At 45.9% G+C, this 24,434-nt stretch carries 17 protein-coding genes and 1 pseudogene; 4 read left to right on the plus strand and 14 right to left on the minus strand.

Annotation, left to right across the window (positions count from 1 at the left end; genetic code table 11):
* Positions 1-399: 399 nt before the first annotated feature.
* Both K5Q99_RS12130 and K5Q99_RS12135 read right to left on the minus strand, forming a co-directional pair.
* Entirely contained in the window at positions 400-3,021 is a 2,622-nt protein-coding gene (locus K5Q99_RS12130) for a PKD domain-containing protein (RefSeq protein ID WP_220777000.1), read from the minus strand.
* Between the two features lie 732 nt (positions 3,022-3,753).
* Positions 3,754-4,536, minus strand: a pseudogene (locus K5Q99_RS12135) (DUF4097 family beta strand repeat-containing protein).
* 276 nt (positions 4,537-4,812) lie between these two features.
* Between K5Q99_RS12135 and K5Q99_RS12140 the strand changes: the two are divergent.
* Positions 4,813-5,580 carry a class I SAM-dependent methyltransferase gene (locus K5Q99_RS12140; protein WP_220777001.1) on the plus strand — a complete coding sequence of 256 codons (768 nt, stop codon included), beginning with the start codon at positions 4,813-4,815 and terminating at the stop codon, positions 5,578-5,580.
* 25 nt (positions 5,581-5,605) lie between these two features.
* Here K5Q99_RS12140 and K5Q99_RS12145 read toward each other — a convergent pair whose 3' ends face one another.
* The 3 genes from K5Q99_RS12145 to K5Q99_RS12155 form a co-directional block, all read right to left on the minus strand.
* Positions 5,606-7,660, minus strand: a complete 2,055-nt coding sequence (locus tag K5Q99_RS12145; protein WP_220777002.1) for a M14 family metallopeptidase — start codon at positions 7,658-7,660, stop codon at positions 5,606-5,608.
* Between the two features lie 133 nt (positions 7,661-7,793).
* Positions 7,794-8,912 carry an FUSC family protein gene (locus tag K5Q99_RS12150; RefSeq protein WP_220777003.1) on the minus strand — a complete coding sequence of 373 codons (1,119 nt, stop codon included), beginning with the start codon at positions 8,910-8,912 and terminating at the stop codon, positions 7,794-7,796.
* Positions 8,913-9,179: 267 nt separating this feature from the next.
* A complete protein-coding gene (locus tag K5Q99_RS12155) occupies positions 9,180-10,430 on the minus strand; it encodes a dicarboxylate/amino acid:cation symporter (protein ID WP_220591662.1) in 1,251 nt (416 codons plus the stop codon).
* Positions 10,431-10,961: 531 nt separating this feature from the next.
* Between K5Q99_RS12155 and K5Q99_RS12160 the strand changes: the two genes are divergently transcribed.
* Positions 10,962-11,318 carry a DUF7716 domain-containing protein gene (locus K5Q99_RS12160; RefSeq protein ID WP_220777004.1) on the plus strand — a complete coding sequence of 119 codons (357 nt, stop codon included), beginning with the start codon at positions 10,962-10,964 and terminating at the stop codon, positions 11,316-11,318.
* An 82-nt stretch (positions 11,319-11,400) separates the two neighbouring features.
* On the opposite strand, the gene K5Q99_RS12165 is transcribed toward K5Q99_RS12160, so the two are convergent.
* From K5Q99_RS12165 to K5Q99_RS12185, 5 genes are all read right to left on the minus strand, one after another.
* Positions 11,401-13,134, minus strand: coding sequence for a hypothetical protein (locus K5Q99_RS12165; RefSeq protein WP_220777005.1), 1,734 nt, complete (start codon positions 13,132-13,134; stop codon positions 11,401-11,403).
* Between the two features lie 373 nt (positions 13,135-13,507).
* A complete protein-coding gene (locus K5Q99_RS12170) occupies positions 13,508-14,812 on the minus strand; it encodes a hypothetical protein (RefSeq protein ID WP_220777006.1) in 1,305 nt (434 codons plus the stop codon).
* Positions 14,813-14,952: 140 nt separating this feature from the next.
* Positions 14,953-15,339: a hypothetical protein gene (locus K5Q99_RS12175; RefSeq protein ID WP_220777007.1), complete on the minus strand. Its 387-nt coding sequence runs from the start codon at positions 15,337-15,339 to the stop codon at positions 14,953-14,955.
* Between the two features lie 2 nt (positions 15,340-15,341).
* Positions 15,342-16,130, minus strand: a complete 789-nt coding sequence (locus K5Q99_RS12180) for a hypothetical protein (RefSeq protein WP_220777008.1) — start codon at positions 16,128-16,130, stop codon at positions 15,342-15,344.
* Positions 16,131-16,169: 39 nt separating this feature from the next.
* Positions 16,170-16,601: a hypothetical protein gene (locus K5Q99_RS12185; RefSeq protein WP_220777009.1), complete on the minus strand. Its 432-nt coding sequence runs from the start codon at positions 16,599-16,601 to the stop codon at positions 16,170-16,172.
* Positions 16,602-16,815: 214 nt separating this feature from the next.
* On the opposite strand from K5Q99_RS12185, the gene K5Q99_RS12190 reads away from it, so the two are divergent.
* Complete coding sequence (locus K5Q99_RS12190) at positions 16,816-18,279, plus strand: OmpA family protein (RefSeq protein ID WP_220777010.1); 1,464 nt, start codon at positions 16,816-16,818, stop codon at positions 18,277-18,279.
* Positions 18,280-18,398: 119 nt separating this feature from the next.
* On the opposite strand, the gene K5Q99_RS12195 is transcribed toward K5Q99_RS12190, so the two are convergent.
* From K5Q99_RS12195 to hslR, 4 genes are all read right to left on the minus strand, one after another.
* Positions 18,399-19,958, minus strand: coding sequence for an AbgT family transporter (locus tag K5Q99_RS12195; protein WP_220777011.1), 1,560 nt, complete (start codon positions 19,956-19,958; stop codon positions 18,399-18,401).
* Between the two features lie 253 nt (positions 19,959-20,211).
* Positions 20,212-21,753, minus strand: a complete 1,542-nt coding sequence (locus K5Q99_RS12200; RefSeq protein ID WP_220777012.1) for a phosphoenolpyruvate carboxykinase — start codon at positions 21,751-21,753, stop codon at positions 20,212-20,214.
* Positions 21,754-21,964: 211 nt separating this feature from the next.
* A complete protein-coding gene (gene hslO / locus K5Q99_RS12205) occupies positions 21,965-22,825 on the minus strand; it encodes an Hsp33 family molecular chaperone HslO (RefSeq protein ID WP_106648507.1) in 861 nt (286 codons plus the stop codon).
* A gap of 14 nt (positions 22,826-22,839) precedes the next feature.
* Positions 22,840-23,238 (minus strand): ribosome-associated heat shock protein Hsp15, encoded by a 399-nt coding sequence (hslR, locus tag K5Q99_RS12210; RefSeq protein WP_107946231.1) that lies wholly within the window; start codon positions 23,236-23,238, stop codon positions 22,840-22,842.
* A gap of 253 nt (positions 23,239-23,491) precedes the next feature.
* Between hslR and gspC the strand changes: the two genes are divergently transcribed.
* Entirely contained in the window at positions 23,492-24,421 is a 930-nt protein-coding gene (gene gspC, locus K5Q99_RS12215; RefSeq protein WP_220591670.1) for a type II secretion system protein GspC, read from the plus strand.
* Positions 24,422-24,434: the final 13 nt, after the last annotated feature.

Consider the following 24,434-nt stretch of genomic DNA (forward strand, 5'->3'; position numbering starts at 1 on the left):
TCAATCAGTGCCTTAGAGGCCAGCATCAAGCTGTTTAATCGTTTTAGGTGAAGTTCTGGGCAGTATTGGTGTAAAGAATGTTGTAGGATATTGGCTTCGCGCATCTTGTTGTCCAAGTGTAGTTTTTGGCGAAACCATTTGATCATGCAACAAGATGCGCTTCCACCCTAATTTGATGATTTATTTGTAAATCATCAGGGGATTCTTCAGCATTAAGCGTCCTTATGCTATCGCGTCAGACGCTCGTCCCTGATTCGACTGACGCTATCTCGGCATCCATGCCTCGCTCACGCAACGAACGCAAATGCCCTGCGGCAACTCCGAGGGGATGTGTATTCTGTTGCTTCGGAGTTGTCCGTGATTTGCTTGAAAAACATGCAAATCAGTCTTTATTATATTTTATTTATTAGTGGCTATTGATACCCAACCACATGATGTACAAAGTGACGGGATATTCGTTCTATTTAACTGCTCACCATTTAGGTTTAATTCATATAGGTCACCAGTAGCATTATCTAAAACTCTTATTACATCATTGGTGTCGATATCAATATCATTCACATTAATTTTTGGAGCAATAGTGGCTACAAACGTTGTTACACCTGTATCGGTATTTATTGTAACTAGCTGTCTGCTTGTAAATCCGATGCCATATAAAGTGCCATTTGATGAATAGTCAATTCCAAAAATAACATCTTCTTCACCACTTAAAGAAAGTTCACTTAACACGGTTCCATCTTTTTCTAACTGATAAAGTTTAGTATGTTGTCGGTTATCGTCAGTATATTCTAGCTCTGAGGTTCCCCAAAATTTTCCATTACTATCGATTGCTAAGCCATGCATTTTATTAGGCTGAGGGCCTTTTTTGATACATAGCGGTTGGCTTGGATCTACAGCTAGCATTCCATTCGGTTGATAAGTACTTACAGAGTAAAGGATACCCTCTTTATCAATATCTAAAGCTCCCACATTCGAGCAAGCAGTTGTTTGAGCTTGCAACACCTCATCATAATTAGTACCAGAAAAACCATGATATTTATTTCCAGCTACAATGATTAAATCTATATTCTCTGATATTGGGTTTACACCTTCAACCACCGTAAGAGTAATTGAAGATGGTTCGCTGTCTTCTGTTCCATCATTAACGACAAGTGAAATGAGGTACTCGCCAGCCTTATCTACTTTAATACTAGGTGTTGCTGTTGTTGCATTATTCAAAGATGCAAAACTAGTAAATGGCTTAGAGTCTAACGACCAAATATAAGTTAATTGATCGCCATCGCCATCATAGCTGCTAGTACCATCTAATTGTACAATAGTACCTGTATTTATGGATTGGTCCTGACCTGCATCTGCAACAGGTAACGCTGTAGGTGGAATATTATCTGCTAGAGTAACGGTGATATTCTTTTCTGTTTGTGCGCCATATTGATCAGTTGCATAAGCGGTTAAGGCATATTCTCCTGCGGCTTGATCTGTGTCGATTGAGATTTGACCACTCAAAGTAACTGTGTGCCCCTCAGGATCGGATACATCACTCTGTTTAATGAGAGTTATAATGCCTTGATTGGTATTCAATGAAATTGAGTTTGGTACTTCAACACTAAATGTGGGTGCTTGATTTTTTACTATTTGATAGGACTGTGATTGATTGACTACGCTATTGTCTGAGCCATCAGTAACCGTTTGTGTTACATGATAACTACCCTCAATGTTTGTTAGTTCTAGGCAGTATTGATTTGCGTCATTCTTTTGTCCAAAAGCAATGTTTTCAGCCAATCCATCACTGGAAGTTAGTTCAAGCGCTTCTGATACGTAGCTGCTATTATCTTCAACCGTAGTGGAAACACAGATATTGCCAACATCTAATCCACCATTATCATAAGGGACTGAGAAAGATATTTCATTAATAGACCCTACAGGATCTAATGCATCAATTATAACTTTTTCGCCTGCAATCTTACCAATCAGGCTAGAGTTGAACGTTGTACCTTCAAATTCAACGGTTCGTGAACATTCCAGAGTAAATTTATTGTTATCATCAATCAGTTCATCAATATCATTAACTATGTCATTCACATTTAGCAAATAAGTCGAGTTTGTTTTTGATAAGGTGTAATTGCCACATATCACATCATGCATGTTTCCTTCTAATGTGATTCCAGATCCTGTTGATGCGGATGAGACAGTAGTACCATTTACTGTAGTTTCAATTGTTAACGTAATATTTTGAGCTGTATATTCTAAGTTGGAGGCCGCGCTTGAATAGCTTGAAATTGCTGTTTGAGCTTTTAATAATTTTTTATTGACGCTTTTTGCTTGAGTGGTGGTAAAACATTCCATTGGATATACTACATCTGAGCTAGGTACGGTTACTCCTGAAGTATCTTTTTGAACTTCTAAAAGCTTGTGTGGGACAGAAGAGCCACATACGCCATAAGGGGATTCGTTTTGAGCTAATTGTTTGTCATTTAGTGGAGTGTCTAGGTAACCAATGTTGACATTACTTGCACTTGTTGAAATACCAAGTAGTTCAGTACCTTCGTAGCTACCGCCACTGACGAATCCGCTGACGCTATTTTCTAAATGAGAGATAACATCTTCGGTGTTTGGCAGAACACTTAAGTCAACATTAGATGTTGTTGAAGCTCCTTTGCTGTCATTAGCTTTAACTGAAACTTTATAGTCACCTGCTTCAGGTGCAACAAAGCTAGCTTGGTGGGTGAAATTAAGCTCACCAGAGTATTCTTCAAGGTTTACTTCTACATTGCCCAATTCGGCAGTCCCAGATATAGAATCACCATCACTATCTGTTATTGTTAATAAGACTGTAAAATTATCGTTTCTTTCAATAGCTGTACTATTTGCTTCATCAACGACAGAGCTTGTTGAGCTTATTACAGGAGCTTGGTTTACAGGAGGAGTTGTTACTTCTTCATTTCCTCCAGAACTACCACCGCCACACGCAGTTATATTAAGAATAGCTAATAAAATTGCTAATTTTGGGAATGTCGACTTCATAATTAACTTCCTTATTGATTGTTGATTCCATTGCGAAATCTTAAATTTATTAACACTCATAATTTAACCACGAAAAGGCTTGCTTGCACAGTTGCATATGTGGGACAGAACGTTTAAACGAGACACCCATTGTTAAATTTTTTTCCAGGAATGATAGGGCTGGAAAACTCTTTTAGGATTAACAGCCTGTACCGGAGGTTCAGAAGTTCATCTCCCCTGCGAAGTTGCTGAGGGGCGTTGAAGAAAATCGCGTGAGCGAGGCATGGATGCCGAGTTAGCTTTCGGGGTACAGGATGTACCATCGGAAGCGTTAGCGATTTTCGAATAAGCACGAAGCTAGTAACTAATGCATGTAACTTCGCTAGGGGCGTCTTGGAGCATCCAAGGAGGATAGGACGAGTAGTCCTCCTTGGTCGGGTGTGGGGTGAAGCCCCACGACTTTGACTTTTTTAAAACGTATTAACAAACAAAATAATGCCTTATTTATATACTCATTGCTAAATTTTTCTAGTAAAAACAAATAGGTAAAACGTTACCAACGACTGGCCTGAATTGAGGCTGAGAAAGTCTCAGACGATGAAAAAAATGCCGCTACCAGGGAGTCGCGGCAAAATTGCAATAACTGCAAAGGGTGGGTAGAAGACTGACATCTTGGCTGGGAACCTTTGCAACATCAGTCTCTACGCCGGGAAGTGGGTAAAACCTTTGGGTGTAGGGTGGCAAAATAGCGCGTTATTCCATGCTTACTGGGCCGTCGATTTTGTTAAATTTCACATCGCCAGAACCTGCCGCAAGAATCGTTAATCCCTAAGTGTTAAACACATTAATGTCGCCTGAGCCATCTGTGATGGTCACAGGACTCTGCACATTGGCGACTTCGATGTTGCCCGAGCCGTCATCAATTGCGATATTGCCGCGAATATCGGTCACCTTGATGGCACCAGAGCCATCGTCAATCTTGAGGTTACCGTTAATTTGACTGACTTCAATGTCCCCTGAACCATCATCAATGCTGACATTGTTACCGCCGTTGATGATGAGTTCGCCTGAACCGTCTTTAACATTGATATCTGCTGTCATCTTGTTGATCAAAATGGCACCTGAGCCGTCATCGATATCCAGTGCTAAATTCGCAGGCACTTGCAGTTTTAGGTCGATATAGGGCGAGTAATTATTAAAACCGCTTTGTTCAAAATCGGCTTTGAGCTTGGCCTTGTTGGCCTTTTTCTCAAGGGTGAGAATGAGTTTGCTGTCGTTGCTGTCTTTATTACTATAGATATCAGCGACGAGTTTAATTTGAGTTAGGCCTTCTACACCGATAATTTCGAGGCCGCCTGCGCCGGTTTCGGCAATCAGACCTTGTAAGTCTTGGCTATCGAGTATGAGTTCGCGTTGTTGGTGGTCTAAGTCTGGCATGCCTGCGGCGTTGACATTAATAATGCAGCCAGTGAGCGATACCCCTGCGGTAAACACCAATATAAAAGCGAGGGTGAATATAAATGGACGTAGTGACATGTTAGCTTCCTTGTTTATCTGGCACTCGTTTTTCGGGTGAGTGCAGAGTAGTCTGGCGATGGATAAGACATTGCACAGCCCATGCCAATTTTAAGTTTCATTTATAATCAAATGTTTAAACTAAAAGTGTCCGTGCTTTGCGGTGCGGACATGTCCGCCAAATGAGTGATTTACTCACAGATTAGTGAAATTGCTTATTTATTAAGTTAGCTTGAGCCTCATAGGTCTGGCTGGGCAAACATACAGACAAGACAAAAAACATAAGAAGGGATGCAGATGGATTATTTAACGACGAACAAAACGGCTTGGGATGCGCGCACTCGGGTACATTTAACTTCGGATTTTTATGATGTGGCGGGCTTCCTGCGTGGGAATAGCTCATTACGGGAAATTGAGCTGAGCGAGCTTGATGTGGTGGGGAAAAGTTTGCTGCATCTGCAATGTCATTTTGGCTTAGATACCCTGTCGTGGGCGCGCATGGGTGCCAGAGTCACAGGCGTCGATTTGTCTGAAGTGGCGATTGATGAAGCACAAAAGCTGGCGCAGCAGACACAGTTGTCCGCCGAGTTTATCTGTAGTGATGTTTACAGTGTGGCGGGTAAGGTTGAGCCGCAAGATATTGTGTTTACGTCTTATGGTGCCATTGTGTGGTTGCCGGATTTAACCCTGTGGGCGCAGACGGTTGCCGACTGTTTAAAGCCGGGCGGACAGTTCTATATGGCTGAATTTCATCCGGCGCAGCAGTTGTTCGATGGTTATAGCTATTTTAATCGGGGTGAGCCAGACATAGAGCTGGAGGGCACTTATACCGAAAATACCGATGATGAACAGCAAACCTTAATGTGTTGGTCGCACAGTCTATCGGAAGTGATCAATGCGTTATTGCAGGCGGGCTTAGTGTTAGAGTTCTTCCACGAGTTCGATTTTAGCCCGTACAACTGTTTCGAAGGGCTCGAAGCGCAAACTGATGGCCGTTATGTGTTAACACACCAAGGGCAGAATGTGCCCTTAGTGTATAGCATTAGCGCTCGTAAGCCTGTGTAATGCTTGCCGTTTGTGTTGGCGAGGATTAACGACTACGGTAAACCGGATACTTAAGGTAGCGGTTATCGTAGTAAGGGCTGCGTTCATAGAACCAGCGCAGACGTGCCTCGGGATCGGCGGCAAATTCGGCGTTGGTTAGTGCCTTGTCGAACTCAGCCTGCAGCTTAGGATCATCTTTTAGCATCTTGGCTGCTAGCGGTTCAACCGCATAATCTTCAATGTATTCAGTGCGGGTAAAGATAGGATTGAAGAAACCCCATTGCAGCAAAGAATCTGGCGATTGCGGCTCTAGCAGTAAAACAGCCAGATCGCCCAGCGGTTGATCTGTGCTGATTTTAATGGTGCCAGCGGGCAGAGTGGTGCTGACTTTAGTCAACTCTGACTCGGCTTTGACCGTTTGACGGCCCTCAAAATCCTTAGTGTTAAACACGGGATTACTGAGTTTATATTGCTGTAATTTAAGCTCTGTCGGTTTGGTCAGGCGCGTCATACGAATGCCGTGTATGTTCAAACGATCAATCACTTGCGTCCATTGCGCCGGAATATAGTAAGCACTCGGACGAGTGACTTTAATATCGGGCACAGTCTCGGCGATCACGGGCAAGTTGGGGTACAGCTTAGGTTGACCGTTCCAGCGCACCACCTCTGTGCCGCTAATCGGACTCTGCTCTAGCTGGTAATCTATACCCTTAAAGTCCCAACCTTTTGCGAGCGGTGCCGATTTCCACGTTAATGTAATCAGCGGCGAAGCGCGGTACTTATCTTCCTGAATCGCACTCTTCAGTTTAGTGGCCTGTTCGCCCACGGTTTTGAGGGTTTGCTCCAGCATCACATAGGTGCCAAGCACTCTTTGTTTAAAGGGTTTTAAGCTATGGTTTTCAATCAAAATAGTGGGTAAATGGCGGGCATCGCCATAACCGTTAGAGAAGCGTGGGCTAGGATTCCACAGCGACATGCCTTTGGTGATATCGGCGTTATCCACGGCAAAAATCAGCGGGCCGGGAATATGGCCTTGCTCGGTTAATGCCGCTTCAACCGCGGGTCTGTAGCTGTTTTCGAGCCAGCGGTAACTGGCTGGGCTTAACCCTTGGGCTAGGTTATAACCAAAGGTGACATCGTATTGATAGTCGATGCCGTCGGTGACATGCACGTCGATATACAAGTCAGGTTGCCATACGTTGATTGCGCGCAGCATGTGCTGCATTTCTAAGGTATCGGCCTTGGCATAATCGCGGTTAAGGTTGAGATTATTTGCGGTAGTACGCCAACCCATATTCACAGGGCCGCGTTGATTCACGCGATTAAATTCGCCGCTGCGCTCATGGGCATCGACACTAAACATAGGCACAAACAAGAGGTTGGCTTTATCCAGCAGGGCGCTTTTATCGCCCTTAATAATGTCGCGTAGCAGCATCATGCTGGCATCTTTACCGTCGATTTCTCCGGCATGAATCCCCGCTTGCACTAACACAGTTGGCTTAGTGTTTTGCTTGAGGCGTGCCGATTCATTAATGCCTTCACTGCTGGCGATATACATCCAAATATCGCGGCCCTGTGGGCTCTTACCTAAGCTAACCTTTTGTAATTTATCTGTCTCACCAGCCAGCTTGTCGAGCCAAGCGATAGTGGCATCGTAGCTTGGGCTCTCAATGCCACTACTTTGCTCAAACGGCGTTGCCCACTCATTATCGACACTCAACATGAGCGATTCGCTGGCGCCATGCCAAGTGATACTCGGCGGTAAAATGGCATCGTTGACAAAGGTATTGGCTCGCTCAGGGATCGGTGCGGGCTCTGGCGCTACTGCCGCCGCATCGGTTACGACATCCGCTGCGGATTCAGTTGCTTGGGTATTCGCAGCCGGATTCACATCCTGTGGCGCTGTTGCTACTGGGGTTTCAACTGGCGTTTTGTCGGTAACGGTTTGCGCCGCAGCGACTGGCGTTGAGGCCGACAACTCAGTAGATGCTTGAGCTGTTTTGGCTAAGGTTTTTGCCTCGTTGGCAACAGCATCGACTGAGTAGAGACTGCCCGCAGAAAGGCAGGCAATGGCGATAACGGAGAGGGAAAATAAGCGCATGAAAAGAGTCCAGATATCGAATTTTTAATAGGACGGTATCTTTTCATTAAACGCCCCGTTAACGCAAGGGCGGTCAAGGGGTTATCTTGGTTCGCGAGAGTGATTTTTAGCTGTGATTCCCCGTGGTAACGGCTTATGAACGCTTGGCAGTTTTGTGTAACACGGTTTGTCCGCGATAGGCGATTTCGATAATCTCGATATCGGCGTAGAGGGCTTCGACGGCGATGGCGAGTTGATAGATAAGCCAGCCGTATCCCGTGAGGGCAAATCCTTGAGCGACTTCATTTGCTAAAGGGGCTGAATTCGGCGTCTGAGCGGCCAAGCTGATTTGTAATCTGAGTTGCAACTCTTGCCCTAGGGCGGTGGGCAGCGTGGGTAAAGATGCGGTTTTACCTGCGACAAATTCACTCAGCCTTTGAAGATGGGCGGTAAGCTCGGCGGCGACGCGATTGATTTGGTGGTAAGCCTCTTTGTCGGCTTCCTGCCAGCGACTCAAAGGCAACAATTCGAGTAGGGTGATCAGCCGAACCTGTTTATTGACCAATTCCGCCAGCAGTATTTTATGTTTTTTTAAGGTTTGGCTTTCCCATTCTAGGGAGAAAAACAGCTTCTTTTGGGTTAATACCGCTTTCATGGCCGTTTCGAGTTCGGCGCGAAAATCTAAATCATGGTTAGCGGGAGCGTGTAAATGTTGGGTGAGCACCTTTGCCATATTGTCGATGGCATTGGCGAGCTGGCTGCGCCAGTCTTGTTTGGCCTTGATTGGGAAAATAAATAGCGAGACTAAAATAGCAATCACGCAGCCTGAGAGTATGTTGGCTGTGCGCCACAGCGCTTCAGAAGTATCATGGTTAGCATCGCCGACCACTATGATGATGGTAAATCCTGCCACGAGATAGGCGTAGCTGTAGCGTCCCGCCGAGATAAAACAAATCAAGCTGACGGCTAAGATCAGTAGCCCCATAATCAGCCAATAACTGTCGATAGTGGCGACTAACATCACGCCATAAGCAGAACCTAAACAAGTGCCTACCGCCCGTTGCAGGGACTTTTCAATCGCACCACCCACCTGTGGCAGGCTCATCATAATGATCACGATTGTCACCATGCTCCAAATAAAATGTGGCGGCGACCAAATGGCATTAATGGTGACGGCAATCAGCAAGGCGAGGCCAAGTTTAAGGGCATGAATGGCGCGGAAATGGCGATAGATAAAGTCGGCAAAAGGGCTTGCAGGGGCAAATACGGACATAATGCAACACTCCTTTGGGCTGATGATAGCCAAGCCATTATCGCAGAAAGACGTCGCGCCCGTGTGGCTTGGCAGATAAAGAAATACGAATTGCGAGGCAGCGCCGTTTGAGCTTAGTCCAAGGCGCCGCCAAGATCACATTAATTTCAATTAAGTGATAATAAATCAGTAGGATAGAGTTCGGTATATCTAACGGCGGGCATAAAAAAGGCTTGAATAAGCCTTGCCTATTCAAGCCGATATTTGAAGCCTTGAGTGACTGTTTCGCTAGCTTAAGCTGCGCTCGCTATCCGCTTTAACGTTAACTTCTGTGTATTTATCCATGATCAAGGCACAAGCTGCATCGCCAGTGATATTAAGTGCGGTGCGGATCATGTCAAACACTCTGTCTAAGGCAAATAGCAAAGGTAAGCCATCGATAGGGATGCCAGCCGCTAACAACACAGCCACCACTAAGAATGATGGACCGGGCACACCCGCTTGGCCAATTGCGCCTAAGGTTGAGGTGAAGATGATGGCTGCATAGGCTGTCATCGACAAATCGACGTTATACATTTGGGCGAAGAACATGGCCACCAAACCATAATAAATCGCATTGCCGCTCATATTGATCGTAGCGCCTAACGGCAGCACAAAGGCCGTGGTTGCCTTAGAGACTTTAAGATCTTCTTCGCAGGTTTCCATATTCACCGGCAGTGTCGCCATTGACGAGGCGGTCGATAATGCCATCACCTGTGGTTTCTTCATTGCCGAAATAAACTGGCGTGCCGAGACTCTCGAGAAGAGCTGCACCACCAATGGGAAGAAGATAAAACCGTAAATCAGAATCGCAGCCACAAACACGGCGAATAACTTAAATACGACTTCTAAGGCATCGAAACCGAAGGTGCCGACGGAATCGGCCATCAAACCAAATACACCGATAGGCGCAATGATCATCACGCAGTTGATCATCCATACAAAGGCGTCAACAACAGTGTTGAGTGCGGCTAAAATTGGCTTAGCGCCATCGCCTTTAACCTTGGTCAGCGCGATACCGAAGAAGATACTAAAGACTAAGATTTGTAAGATGTTACCGCCGTTCAGCGATTCGAACACATTGGTTGGGATCATGCCGATAAAGGTATCCATAACCCCTGGCAATGCGCCGTGTTCCTTAGTCACTTCCATCAAATCTGGGCTGCTATGGGCAGTGAAATCGACCCCCGCGCCGGGTTGGAACAGATTGCCCATTACCAACGCCAGTACTACGGCGATGCCTGATGTCACGATAAAGAAGCCAAAAGTGCCAATGCCTATCTTACCTGCCGATGGGCTATCGCCTAAACTTGCCGCGCCGCTGATGATAGAAACTAACACCAGTGGTATCACTAGCATTTTGATTAAATGGATAAAAATGGTTCCGAGTGGTGCAAACACGCTTGCACTTTCGCCCATGATAAAACCGACTAGCGCGCCGATAATCATGGCAATAACCACTTGCACACCAATATTGCCTAATAAACTCTTGCTCTTCATTCTTGCGAAACTCCCCAGTTGCCGCAGCATTTTGTGTCATATAGGCGATTTGAATCTAGACGCCGTAAACCTTAGTGATTAAGGCCTACTCTAGGCTAAAAGCCAATGCCCGACACTTTTTTTGTCCGGCTAAAGTACCACAATTGCATAGCAGGGGATTGTGAAACATCACCAACCTTGGTTTCAAAATAACCAAAGTCTAAATCACGCTAACATTAAATGAATAATACTTAAATTTATCGGCTTAAAAATGAATAAAGTTTATTTAATGGTGCGATTTTAGCTGCCAGATTGATGAATTGTGATTTTGCGTTAGGTTGCACAGCCGCGTTGGGTAGATATAACGACTGTTGAAAGTATCAATTTTAACCTTTGCGTAGTTTTTTCTGTGGTATACAACCCGTTTTTTCCATTATTTATGGATGAACTGACTGCAAGTGATTAGAAGGAGCAGATTAACTCAAAGCCATAGACTTATATTTTTTAAGCAAGTTAACATGTCACTCTGACGTTAATATGAAGGAGACATTGGTGGATATAGGATCATTCCTTGGCGAATCAGAGCCGTTAAAAAGCTGGGTTAATAAGTGTATTACTCAGCGAGGCTTACAATATTGGCTTGTTTATCAAGATTCTGCGGAAAATGAAATTCTCCAACTGACCACGCGGCTACTGCCAATTGTCGATGATATGAGGGATTGGTCTAATGAAGAAATCGATGAGTTTGAAGATAGTCTGATAAACAATGGTTATTGCTATCTGCTCAATATGGATCAAATCGAAGATGTAATCGATAATCTTAAGCAGCAAAAAGCTCAGCCCAGTGAACAGGAACTGCTTGAAGCTATTATCTTTTACTATGAGCGAGATGCGTTTATCAGCCTCTGATAGGCTCTTTGTGGGGCGTTGCGACTTAAGTTGAGATAAGCGCCCCTGAGGTATCACTTCAGGGGCGCGGATGGAGTAAGCTTTACTTTGCTAGCGACTTAAAGTGGTTGTGCAGGGTATTGCTGAAGCTTTGATCGTAGGTAAAGCGATATAACTGTTTATTGTCAGTCGTATCAAATGCCGTGTTTAGCTCAACTTCGGTCAGCAAGTTTGAGGTCACAAGGTAGTAACTCGGTTGCACCATCTGGCTCGCAACAGGATCCGCCACAATTTCAGTGATGGTTAGCAGCTTGCCGCCGTTTGGACTGGTGCTAATGTTCCACTCGTGTTGGCTTTCAGGCTGACCGAAACTATCGAGAATGGTGAATTTATTCGTTGAGTCCTCAATGTAACTCTCGGGGTAAGCAAAGGGCCACAACAGTTCCACAATCAAGCTAATAGAAAGCTGGCTCGCGGTTTCAACGCCCGTTTCATAAGTGATGGGATCTTCTGCGCGGCATAACACGTCGTCTGTTTGTTTAACATCCGTACGATATATTTGCGAAGGCCAACTGAGTGATCCCAGCTTAAGATCTGAAGGGAGGTTTGCCAGCAAATCCTGCCAGTCAGCGGCCGTGTTCTGATACTTATGGAAATTCATTTCGACAGGGACTTCAGTGCCGGCATAAACGGTTTTTAATTGATTGCCTTCAATCACAGGTTCTTTAAGGACATACCCTTGGTCGTTACGCGAGGCATTGATCCATTTCTTCATCGGCTCATTCCAGCATTCGGTAGGGACCTCCTCTCCCGACGTGTTGTCGAAGATCATCACAGCGTCACCTGAAAATACCCCAGTAAGAGTTTGGTCAGCATTACCATAATCTAAGTTGACAAAATGGCTGTTACGAACGGTGGCGATATTGAGCACATGAGATGCGTCGGTTTGATTGAGCATGCTGCTAAACACTGTATCCCAGTCAGTGCTGTTCATCGCCTTGTCATCAACTGGCGCGTCCATATAACCGAAGGACACTAAGGTGCTCTCCACCTTATTGGTAACGGCAACGGGATTAGTTTGCAGATAAGCCTCAGTGCCAAAACCATACCCTAGGATTAAATTCTCGAAGGCTTCAAATGCGGCGATTAACACTTCGATAGCCGCCAAAATTTCCACTGTGCGCTCATTGGTGAGATTTAGCAGATAATCGTGTAACAGCAGGGTGTCGAGAAATGTGGGTTGCAGGGTGATTTCTGGCGAAAGACTAAATAAATCGGCTTCAACTTGTTTAAATCCACTGGCGTATAAGGATTTGAGTTTGGCGCGGAACTCAATCACTTGCTGTGGTGTTAAGTCGGCCTCAATCATTTTTCGATAGCGTGAAAACTCAATATTGGTCAGCGCGTTGATATGACCCGCATGATCGGGCAGGGCAACGATGTTCATGCCGCCAGTGGTGGCGTTGGTGTTAGCTGCGGCGGAGCTCATCGCCAATGCTGAGCGTGCAGATGACGGTGCGGTATCAATCCAATTGGCTAACAGGTAATAGTTAGGTTTTTCGGTCTCGCTTTTCCAATCGATTTGATACTTACCGTCAGTGCCCGTAGTGGTGCTCGGTTCACCCTCTGAGCAGCTTAAGTCTTGGTTGAGATCGACGCACACGTTGGCCCCGGCGATAGCGCCGATATAAGTGACCTGACCCGTGACTTTATGTGCGTATTCTGTGGGTGGCGTCGGCTCTGGCGTCGTGGTGGTGTCATCTTTATCGTCTGAGCCAGAACATGCCGTCAGCAAACTGGTGGCGATTAGCAAAGAGAGCAGTTTAGGTTTAAACATCTTGTGTCCTTACATTAATTCGGCAATTTCCATTGTGCTTATTGAGGGTAAAGCCATCTGAAAACTTTGCTTATTCAAAGTGTTATAGCGTTAATCACTATCAAGCCAAATGGTGTTAACTTGAGTTTCTGTTGCTAAGAAGGTTGGTAAGTATCAGTCTGAGGGATATAAGTTGGCAGCATGTGCGCTAACGCGCCCTGCATATTGGAGATATCCCTTTCACGACAACGTTTGGCATCCTTCCTGTCGTAACACAGCGCAGTAAAATTGCTGTATTAGTAGCGCGTATATTTTCCTTTTTGTTTAAAAATCATACAACTATACAAAGGTATGATAAGGGGCTCTTAGCGGCTTACGTCGGTTAAATACATTTTTAGATTGCACATTCGAGCATTAACAGTGGTATGCCATTAGCTTCTGCTTGTTGCATACGTTCGGCCATTTCTGTTGGGCTAAGTCCTGGATGAATAGGGATCAGCTTTTCTGATACCAATAATGGTTTGAGTTCAGCGCAATTCACTGTTTTGTCAATGCTGATGGTCTGGACGTTAAGTTCGATTAAGCTTGGCCAATTATTTGAGCTAATGCGGCTGAGGAACAAGCTATCGAGTTTTATGTTTTTACCAGAAAAGTCAGTTACCTTCATATCGGTCAGCATTAAGGTTTTAAGATTATTACTGTTCAGATTACCGAGTGTGCTGAGCGTGCCACCTTTTAAACTTAGGGTGTCGAGATTGTTAAAGGCGCTGAGATCTTGCAACGTCACTATGTCAGTGGGGTTAAATTGGCAGTTAAGCAGGCTGAGTTCTTGGCTCTGCTGAATAGCGAAGAGTTTAGTTTGTTTTTGGATACAGTCATTAAGTGGCATATTGCTGAATTTAACGGCGGATATCGGTTGTGAAATCTCAGTCGCGAGCACCGTTTCAGGCTCATCAGACTCGCTATTGTCTTGCTCAATATCATCTTCGATGGCTTGTTCATCTCCCATATCATCGCGTATTGGTGCATCATCTTCAGCCATTTCATCCGCCATATTTTGTGATGCAGTTGGGTGGGGCAAGCCCTGTTTAGCCGCAAATGCATCAATAAAGGCGTTGGCTATTGCATCCCCTTTTTCGCCTGTGAGTCCATCGACAATAGCCGGTGTATCATCGCCTAAAACACAGAGCCGAAATCGATGAAACAGACTCGTTAAGGTGTTTACCCGTGTCTGATTAATATTCATGTCCATTAAGGCTGGAAAAGCGTCGCCTAGGTTTTGGAGTTTAGGGTAAGTGTTGAGCCTATCCACATAGGCGTTGAGCTCTTTGATTTGTGCTCTGAAATCAGCCACAAGTTCTGGTTGATGGCATTGACTCGCATGCGGAACTTGCTGCTGTAATTCTTTAAAATACCTAAGGTACTCATTCGCTAACATGAGTTGTTGCTTTGCCTTAATCGCCAGACGTTGAGGAATGCCTTCCCTTATAACGGCAAGTGCATCACCTTGGTGGCGATCTAACGCATCGTCAATTCTGTCCTCTGGTGCTGTTTCCCCTAATGCAATGGCTTGCTCTATGAGTGGTACTGTTTGGCTGTCAAAAGTCGCCAAAGCCTGATCTCTATCCTGTGCGGCGCTAGCAGGAAAAATACTGCAGGCAAGTAAACTACACAGTGCAATAATTCTTATCTTTTCCATAAGTATCGATATCCGTTTAGCTTCAATTTTCAGATTATTTTAAAAACATACATATTAGGTTCCAGTTAGCTAAGCAGGGGAACATTGCAAAATGTTGATAATTGCTTACCTATCGCCTGTATTTGGTGCAAGTTACCATATTAAAACTTCAATGGTTCAATTTGAGTATCCATCACAATTAATAAATCGTACCCATGGAGCTGGCCGAGACGTTGCTGTATTTGAAATGCTGCAATGTGGTTGATGGGGATGACTTGTTGGGTTAGCGGATAGAGCGAACTGACGTTAATGGTGATTAGTTGTCGTTCGAGATCAAACTGAATACGCCTACGAGCAAATAGTAGATGCCAACTAAGAAGTGCAATGAACGACCAGATAATCACTTCGGCATAGGACCAATGCTCAAAACCTAGCGCGTTAAATAAGGTGAGTGAAGCGACTAGGCTTGCAAAAATCCAGCGCCCAATGGTTTGCGCTTGAGTTTTAGCCATGATTGCTATGGTCGGTGAGAGTTGTTTAAAGCGCATCGCTATAGGCTTCCAATAAACTTCATCGCAAAGCCAAACGCCATAATAAATGGCAGCGGATAAAACAGTTTAAGTATTAACTTAGGGGGCCAAAGTGGTTCGATATCTGCCGAAAGCGAACGATGAGCAAGGTTGCCATTCTCTTTAACGTCAGTCGCCTGTGCGCTATATCCATCGACTGTGTTGATGGTGTCGACCTCTTGCGCGATAGGTTTATCCTGACAATTTAGCGAGAGTGACGCGATAAGTTGTTCATTCGATGAGAGTATGTCTAGCTCACGGATATTGGGAAATTGGGTGATTTGCTCTTTGGCAGAGAGATTAAATGTCTGTGCAAAGAACATCATAGCTTGAGTGGTATCGGTTAAACTGCCGATGGGGTACACAAGATTGTGCAACTTAAGCTCATATTGGTTTCTGTTATAACTATCGTGGCGCAGTAGTAACTCGGTAGATTTCAGCGGTGCAAGGTAGGCTTTTTTGAAGTGATAACCCAAAAATTGTGATTGTACGAAACGTTGCTGACTTGGATTATCAAGCACCAAATGCTGCTTGAATGCCCAGAGAATGAGCACTACAGGTAGCAACAATGCCACCACAAACTGGTAAAAAGTCTGCTCACCGCCGTCGAGGGTGATCGCCATGATAAGAGGCGCCGAAAGTGGCAATAGTCCCAATAATGCTAACCCTCGACGAACATAATGGCTCTTAGTTGCAAGGCGAAGCTGTTCAGGTAATCCATCAGGATTGATAAATCTTTGAGCTTTTTTAGATAATTGCGAATACTGCATTACTACCTTGCCTTTATGTCGTTGGCTGTTTTAGGTCACTTACGGCAATTTGGAGAGGAACCAACCTTTTGGTGTTTCGATAAATTTGCAACTGACCGAGGCTTGTTCATTGGTACTGGTGATTAGCAGTTTAACTCTTGCCTCTTGGATAGCGCCTTTTTGGCGTTTCGACTCATCTGCTTTGCTGTAGCTCACGCTTTTGGGAGTAATTTCCCCCATAGTTTGGTCAACATACCAACGCTTGTGGGAGCGTTGCAAAATCTCGCCCGCATATTCCTGTTCTTTTTTAGTTGGTGCGTACGGCATAAGAGCGATAAAGGCCGCTAGGTCTTGGGTCTTAATAAAATCGAAAGTGCCTAAGCAGCGTTGTGTTAATTCATCGTCTAATTTTTGATTTACTGCTTGCACACATAGAGGCATAAATAAAAGGGCGATTATGGATAGAGCGCGGGCAGAGTGGGGTAGTCGCAAAATAAACATCCTTGTAATAACAGTGAGTCACGGTGAACAGACAGGCTAAGTGATTGACAACTAGACCTGTTTACCAGTTTGTTTGTCAGCCATTTTTGCGTGTAGAGTCCATCTCCTCAATCACGCTAAAGTATTAACTTGTTTCATATTTGTTATTGCGCAATCCGTTTAGTGTTACTTTTCGCAGCAGTTTTTCTATGGAGGGTAAATATTGATGCGTGTTTCTAAGCGGAGTTATTTAGCGGGGTTGTTGGCAATTTCGACGAGCCTAATGCCTTTGTCGTTAATGGCAGCGGATGAGGGATTATTTACGCCTTTTCCTACGGCGAAATTAAAGGATGAATTGACGCGCCATTATGCCGAATATCCCTTTATTATCAGCGCGGGTGAACAAAGGTCTGACTATCGTTTTAAGCCTATCTTCGGTCAGGTCCATCAGCAAAAATACAAATTAGCGCCCGAATATAGCCCTGCGCATATTCTCGACAATTACCGTGAGCAGATTAAAAAGCTTGGTGGCGAAGTCCTATTCGAGTGTCTGCTTGAGGCTTGTGGTGATTCTCGCTTATTACGAGAGAAAATTGCGCTGTTGGATGGCGTTATTGGTGTAGAAAGTGGTTACTTGTTTGCTCGAGTTAAGAATGAGCAAAAAGAGTTTTATACCGCCATACAAGCAGCAGTTATGGATGATTCTGCGGGTCTTCATATTACGACGCTCGAGGCGATCCCCGAGCCGCTAGATTTAGTCACGGTTAATGCCGCATTTTTACAGCAGGCGCCTAAGCAAATCGAGTTTAAAGATAATCAAAAGAAGGATACCAACGGCGCCGAGGATCATCCGCTTATCAGCCGCCTAAAGGGAAGCTATATCCAGGACTTTAAACGCCAGGGCTTTGCGAGCACTGCCTTTGTGTCGTCAATGGATGCAAGCAATAAGCCTGTGCTGGTGGAGCGTGCGGGAAAGTTGACTCAAAATGGCTATTCAATACCAAAGGAATATTCGGGTTACGAGGTGTTCACTAACTACAAGGTGGCATTGACTAAACTCGGATTCGAGACGCAATTTGAGTGTCAGGGAAAGGCCTGTGGTAGGGAGGATAGGTTTATCAAAGCCATCGATTCTCTAGTGAATATAGGTAACGAAGACAGCCAGTTTTATGGCTGGTATACATTAACGCGCCCCGAGGGCAATGTGCATGTAAGTACTTATACCATTGGCTTTATTGGCGGCTTATGGACAGAGTTACGGGTATTGGAAGAAACTCAACTTAAGGACGATCGCGTGGGGATCAATCTTGAGGCGCTGACCGACCAAATCGAAGCCAAGGGGCATGTTGCCTTAGAAGGGCTGTTATTTGAGTACGATAGCGACAAGTTGTTGCCCGAGGCGCAGCCCGTTGTCGAGGTGCTGGCGAGTTACTTAAAGGCAAATCCTAAGCGTGCATTTTATGTGGTGGGTCATACCGATGACAAAGGTAATCAAGCTTATAACCAAGGTCTATCCCAACGCCGTGCGGTGGCGATTGTGAAGTTATTGACCACGAGTCATGGTATTAAAGCTCAACAGCTTGAAGCTGTGGGTATTGGCGAGCATGCGCCCATTGCCAGCAATAATGATGAGGCGGGGCAGCAGCAGAATCGCCGTGTCGAGTTAGTATTGAGATCGGATGCTAAGTAAGCCCAATCGTTTGATTCAATTGATATAAAAATGGCGTCAGCTCTTGTCGAGTTGGCGCCATTTTTGTTTACCTGTGATAGCTCAGCCGACGTCTCTGCCAAGCGATATTCAGGCTAAGGCTAAGATAGTGCCGGGAAGGAGAGTGAACTGCCAATTCCCAATGGCAGACCTAGGGCCCAGTAAGCGAGTAAGAAACCGCTCCAAAGCAGCAGAAAACTGATTGAAAACGGCAACATCAGCGCCACTAAGGTGCCTATGCCTGATTCCTTAACGTATTTTTGGCAAAACACCACTATCAGCGGAAAGTAAGGCATCAGCGGGGTAATGATATTGGTCGACGAGTCGCCTACGCGGTAAGCGGCTTGAGTCAAATCGGGCGATACGCCCAGTTCCATTAACATGGGCACCATGATGGCACCAATCAAGGCCCATTTGGCCGACGCTGAGCCGACTAATAGATTGACTAACGCGGTGAGAAACACAATCCCCACCAAAGTCACACCCATAGGAAGGGCCAATTCCTTTAGCGCCAACGCGCCTTTAATCGCCATTAATGCGCCTAAATTGGATTGACCAAAGGCATAAATAAACTGAGCACAGAAAAAGGCCATGACGATGTAATAACCCATGCCGCTCATGGACTTACTCATGCCCTGAATAATGGCTCTGTGGTTATTCGCCGTGCCTGCAACATAGCCATAGACTATGCCTGGCACGAGGAAGAGCACAAAAATAATCGCCACAATGGAGCGCATTAAGGGAGCCGAGGCACTGGTTAGCGTGCCATCGGTACCACGCCAGGCAGAGTTGTCACCATAGGCGCTAAACACCAGCCCTAGGGCACATAACAACATGGCGCCCATGGCGAATTTGAGGCCGCGGCGCTCATGGGGTGCTAGCTCATCAAGCGTTGGGAGTGTTGCTGGATCGCCATTTACCGCAGTGTTTTTTAGGCGCGGCTCAATCACTTTATCCGTTAAGAACCAGCCAACTAAGATAATTAAAATGGCAGAAGCCGAAGTAAAAAAGATGTTATTCAGTGGGTTAATCGTTAATGTGGCGGCCGCTGGGTCGGCTGATAATCTTGCTGCTGCCTGAGTTAAGCCCGCTAACATAGGATCAAGGCTCGATGGCACACCCACGGTCGCAGAAAAACCGCCGGATACGCCAGCGAAAGCGGCGGCAATACCGGCTAAGGGATGGCGACCAGCGGCATAAAAGATCACCGCGCCGAGCGGGATAACCAGTACATAACCCGCATCAACCGCGACATGGCTCAGAATACCCACGGCGATCAATACCGGGGTGAGTAACATCTTGGGGGTAACAGATAAAATCGAGCGCAGGCCAGCATTAATAAAGCCAGTATGCTCAGCAACGCCAAGCCCCAGCATAGCAACCAGCACGACACCGAGCGGCGGGAAAGTCACAAAGGTGGAGACTATGTTCGAGGTAAATGCAGTCAGTGCGCCGCCTTCGAGCATATTGACGACTTGAATGGGGTTGCCAGTACGAGGGTCGATTTCATCAAAACTGACACCCGATAATCCCCAGGAGATCAGCCAGACTAGGCCCAGAAACATCGCAAATAATACCGCCGGATCGGGCAGTTTATTGCCGACGACTTCGACGCCATTGAGAAATCGCTGGAATCCAGTGACAGGTTTATGGTTTTCCATTTGGGTGCCGCTTCCTAAAAATGATGATTGTTATCGGCGATTATAAAAACGTAGCATTAATTTAAGCTTGGTTTAACTAATCGATAAGAAATAAAACACATAAAAATCTATCGCAGCGACGTTCGTGTGGGCCGATTTCATCGTCTCTAAATCAATTTAGCCGCAAATAAAAAGCGCGGGTTCATCGCTGACCCCGCGCTTTTTTACTCAACAATGTGTTTGATTACATTATCTAAATGAATCCGCTACGCGCTTATGCCTTTGGGCCTGCGTTACGGATAGCGTCTGACACTTGATACTTAGCGAAGTTTTTAGTGAAAGCTTCGGCCAGTTTTTGGGCGTATTCGGTATATAGCGCTTTGTCGCCCCAAGTGTTGATTGGGTTGAGTAGGTTAGTGTCTACACCGGGTACCGCGACAGGCACGGCCAGATTCAGCGTCTCTAAGTGGGCGGTTTCCACATCTTTCAATTCACCGCTGACAATCGCATCGACGATGGCGCGGGTGGTGGGGATGTCAAAACGTTTACCCACACCGTGTGGACCGCCAGTCCAGCCGGTGTTGACTAAGTACACTTGGCTGCCGAAGGACTCAATGCGCTTCATTAACAGTTCTGCGTACACGCCAGCAGGGCGTGGGAAGAAAGGTGCGCCGAAGCACGTTGAGAAGGTGGATTGAATCGCGGAGGTTGAACCGATTTCAGTCGAACCGACTTTAGCCGTGTAGCCAGACAAGAAGTGGTATGCCGCTTGTTCTTTGGTCAGGATAGAAACCGGTGGTAAAACGCCAGACACGTCGCAAGTTAAGAACACAACCGCATGTGGCTCGGCGCCACAGTTATCTTCTTTACGTTGGGCGATGTGCTCCAGCGGATACGCTGCGCGAGTATTTTCCGTTAGGCTGCTGTCTTTGTAGTTAGGTACGCGGTGTTCGTCCATAACGACGTTTTCGAGCACAGTACCGAAACGAATCGCATCCCAAATAACAGGCTCATTCTTCTGGCTCAGGTCGATACATTTGGCGTAGCAACCGCCTTCAATATTGAATACGCCGCCGGGTGCCCAGCCGTGTTCATCGTCACCAATCAGGAAGCGTTTTGGATCGGCAGAGAGTGTGGTTTTACCTGTGCCTGACAGACCGAAGAATAGCGTAGTGTCGCCATCTTTACCCACGTTAGCCGAGCAGTGCATAGGCAGCACGCCTTGGGCTGGCAGCAGGAAGTTTTGTACAGAAAACATAGACTTTTTCATTTCGCCAGCGTATTTCAGGCCAGCTAGCAGCACTTTACGTTCGGCGAAGTTTAAAATCACGGCTGCATCTGAGTTAGTGCCATCACGTTCTGGTACGCAAACAAAGTCAGGGGCATTGATGATCTGCCATACTGGCTTGTCTTTACGGTTAAATTCTTCTGGGATGATAAAAAGGTTACGGGCGAACAGTTGGTGCCAAGCGTATTGCGTGGTGACACGTACTGGTTGGTAATGCTCAGTATCGGCACCGACTTCGAGGTCAGATACAAACAGTTCTTTATCGGCTAGGTAAGCTTCTACCCGCGCCCATAAACCTTCAAAAGCACCGGGATCGAAAGCTTGATTGACTGGGCCCCATTCGATGTCTGCTTCTGAGCTGGGTTCTCTTACGATAAAGCGATCGCCGGGTGAGCGACCACTGCGAGCGCCTGTTTTAGCGACTAATGCGCCATTGGCTGTCAATTCACCTTCGCCGCGTAGCAGGGCAAATTCGACAAGTTGTGCTGTTGAGGGGTTAAAGTGAACGCGGTTTAATCCATCCGCCATAGTGAGGTCTCCATTTGATTTGTAAGGTTATTTTTGTTATCGATCGTCTGCCGATTTTGTTTTATTTATCACCTAAGTCGTGCTAGGTAACAAAGTGAGGCGATTGTAGCCTAAGCCGAGTGCAATGTGTGAGGGGATTGTGGGGATGAATAAAAAATGGGCGCCGAATCGGGCGCCCATATTGTTTAGCTTTGATGAACCGGTTAAGTGATTATTGCTGAGTCGCGGATGACTGACCGTTCGCAAATAATGCCGCTACGTCTATGGCATCAAAGGTGTATTTTGCGTGGCAATATTCGCAGCCCATTTCAATCTTGCCGTCTTCGGCGAGAATGGCTTCGATTTCTGCTTGATCTAAGGTTTTGATTGCGCCGGCACTGCGTTCATGGGAACAGGTGCATTTAAAGCTCACATCGATAGGATCGAATAGACGCACTTCTTCCTGATGATAGAGGCGATGTAATACGCTTTCTGCATCAAGAGTGAATAACTCTTCGGCCTTGATGGTCGACGTTAGTTGGCTCAAGTGTTCGAAGTCGGCGTTGTGATCTTGCTGGCTTGGCAGAATTTGTAGGAACATGCCCGCCGCTTGTTTGCCGTCGGCAAATAACCAAATGCCTGTTGGTAACTGTTCAGATTGATTGAAGTATTCTTCAACACAGGCCGCAAGTGTTGGCTTGTCCAGTGCGACCACACCTTGGTAGCGCTCACCTTCATCGGGTGTTAAGGTGATGACCATATAGCCCTGACCGAACAGATCGGTAAGGCTAGCATCATCGGCAAGTTCAGCATTCCAGCGAGCCACACCGCGTAACTCTTGTAGATTGTTACCGTTGATCACTGCTAAAGAAACAGGGCCGTTGCCTTGTAACTGTACGCTGATATCGCCGCTAAATTTTAATGTCGCTGTTAATAGCGAGGTGGCCGCCATTAATTCACCCAACAGCACTTGCAGTACGGCTGGATATTCTTGGGCGCTGATCACTTGTTGATAGCTGTCTTGTAACTGCACCAGTTCACCACGCACATCGGCATTGTCGAACAAGTAGCGGTGTAAAGTATCTTGGTTCATCGTGTATCTCACTGTTAAAGGTCTTTAAAGCGCATGAGCTGACGTCGTTGCTTTTTATCTGGTTTCTGATCGGGTATCGGGTTATTGAGCATGTGGAGACGTCGTTGCTCAGCATTAATGGCCCGTTTAGCCAGACTTGTCGCGGTTTCTTCGTACAATTCTTGTGCAATCGCACCACTTTGGCGTAATTGCGATAATTTTTTTATGACGATCTCTTTATCGTCATATCCTTGGCGTATCTTAAGGACAGCGCCTATCTCGGCATTCCTACTAGATTTGGCGCGCTGGCCGTTGTAATGTACTTTGCCGCCGTTAATCATTTCTTTGGCGATGGCACGGGTTTTATAGAAACGTGCAGCCCAAAGCCACTTATCGAGTCGAATGTCTGTTTTGTCGCTTTGACTTTGCGTCATAGTGTCTCCAGCTAAAAGATCGATGAGTTCACATGCCGAGTAAGAAAATGCGTGAAGTGCATTTCTATTATGTTAAAGGGTGGCATGCTTCACACCCTTTTGTGGCGGGCAAAGTTAGCATAATTGGCCTATTTTCGCCAATTTGAATGCTGTTATGGGCTTGTTGCCAAATGCAGCCTAGGTTAGCATGAGGCGGTTATTGCCTAATTATTATAATCAGAACAGAGACCTGTATCGAGGGTCCACATAAAATATGGATTTATTAGATAAAGTTATCGCAAAAGCCATTGGCATGCCCCATAAACTCCTAAGCCGGATTGTCTTCTGGTTGGGCTTTATTGTGATCATGTTGTTAGCTGCGCAAATTACATGGAAATTAGTGCCTACTCACTCATCTGCCAGTGCTTGGTCCCCAACGCCCGTAAGCGTGAATGGCAAAGGTGCCGGTCAGGTTGATCTCGCAGGTCTGCAGCAGCTTGGACTCTTTGGTAAGGCGGATGCGACATCTGATAAACCTAAAGTCGAAGTCGTTGAGACTGTGACCGACGCACCTAAGACTACACTTTCAATTCAGCTGACTGGGGTTGTCGCATCGACGGCCGACCAAAAAGGCTTAGCGATTATTGAGTCCAGCGGCAGCCAAGAAACCTACAGTTTAGGTGATAAGATCAAGGGCACTTCTGCATCACTCAAAGAAGTCTATGCCGACCGCATCATCATCACTAACGCTGGCCGTTACGAGACCTTAATGCTCGATGGCTTAGTCTATACCAGCCAAAGCCCTGCTAATCAGCAATTACAACAAGCTAAAAGCAATAAGGCGGACTCGGCAGTGAGCCGTGTCGATCAACGTAAAAATGCCGAAATCTCCCAAGAACTCGCCGAATCTCGCACCGAATTGTTAGCCGACCCCAGTAAGATCACCGATTACATTGCCATTTCACCCGTGAGACAAGGTGATTCTGTGGCGGGTTATCGTTTGAATCCAGGGAAAGACGCCAATTTGTTTAAGCAGGCGGGTTTTAAAGCCAATGATTTAGCCAAATCGATTAATGGATACGACTTGACCGTAATGAGTCAGGCGTTAGAAATGATGAGCCAATTACCCGAGTTAACCGAAGTGTCCATTATGGTTGAGCGGGAAGGACAATTGGTTGAAATCATGTTTAGTTTGCCGCAATAACACGCGTTAGAGG

The sequence above is a fragment of the Shewanella hafniensis genome, assembly GCF_019655335.1.
GTDB lineage: Bacteria > Pseudomonadota > Gammaproteobacteria > Enterobacterales > Shewanellaceae > Shewanella > Shewanella hafniensis.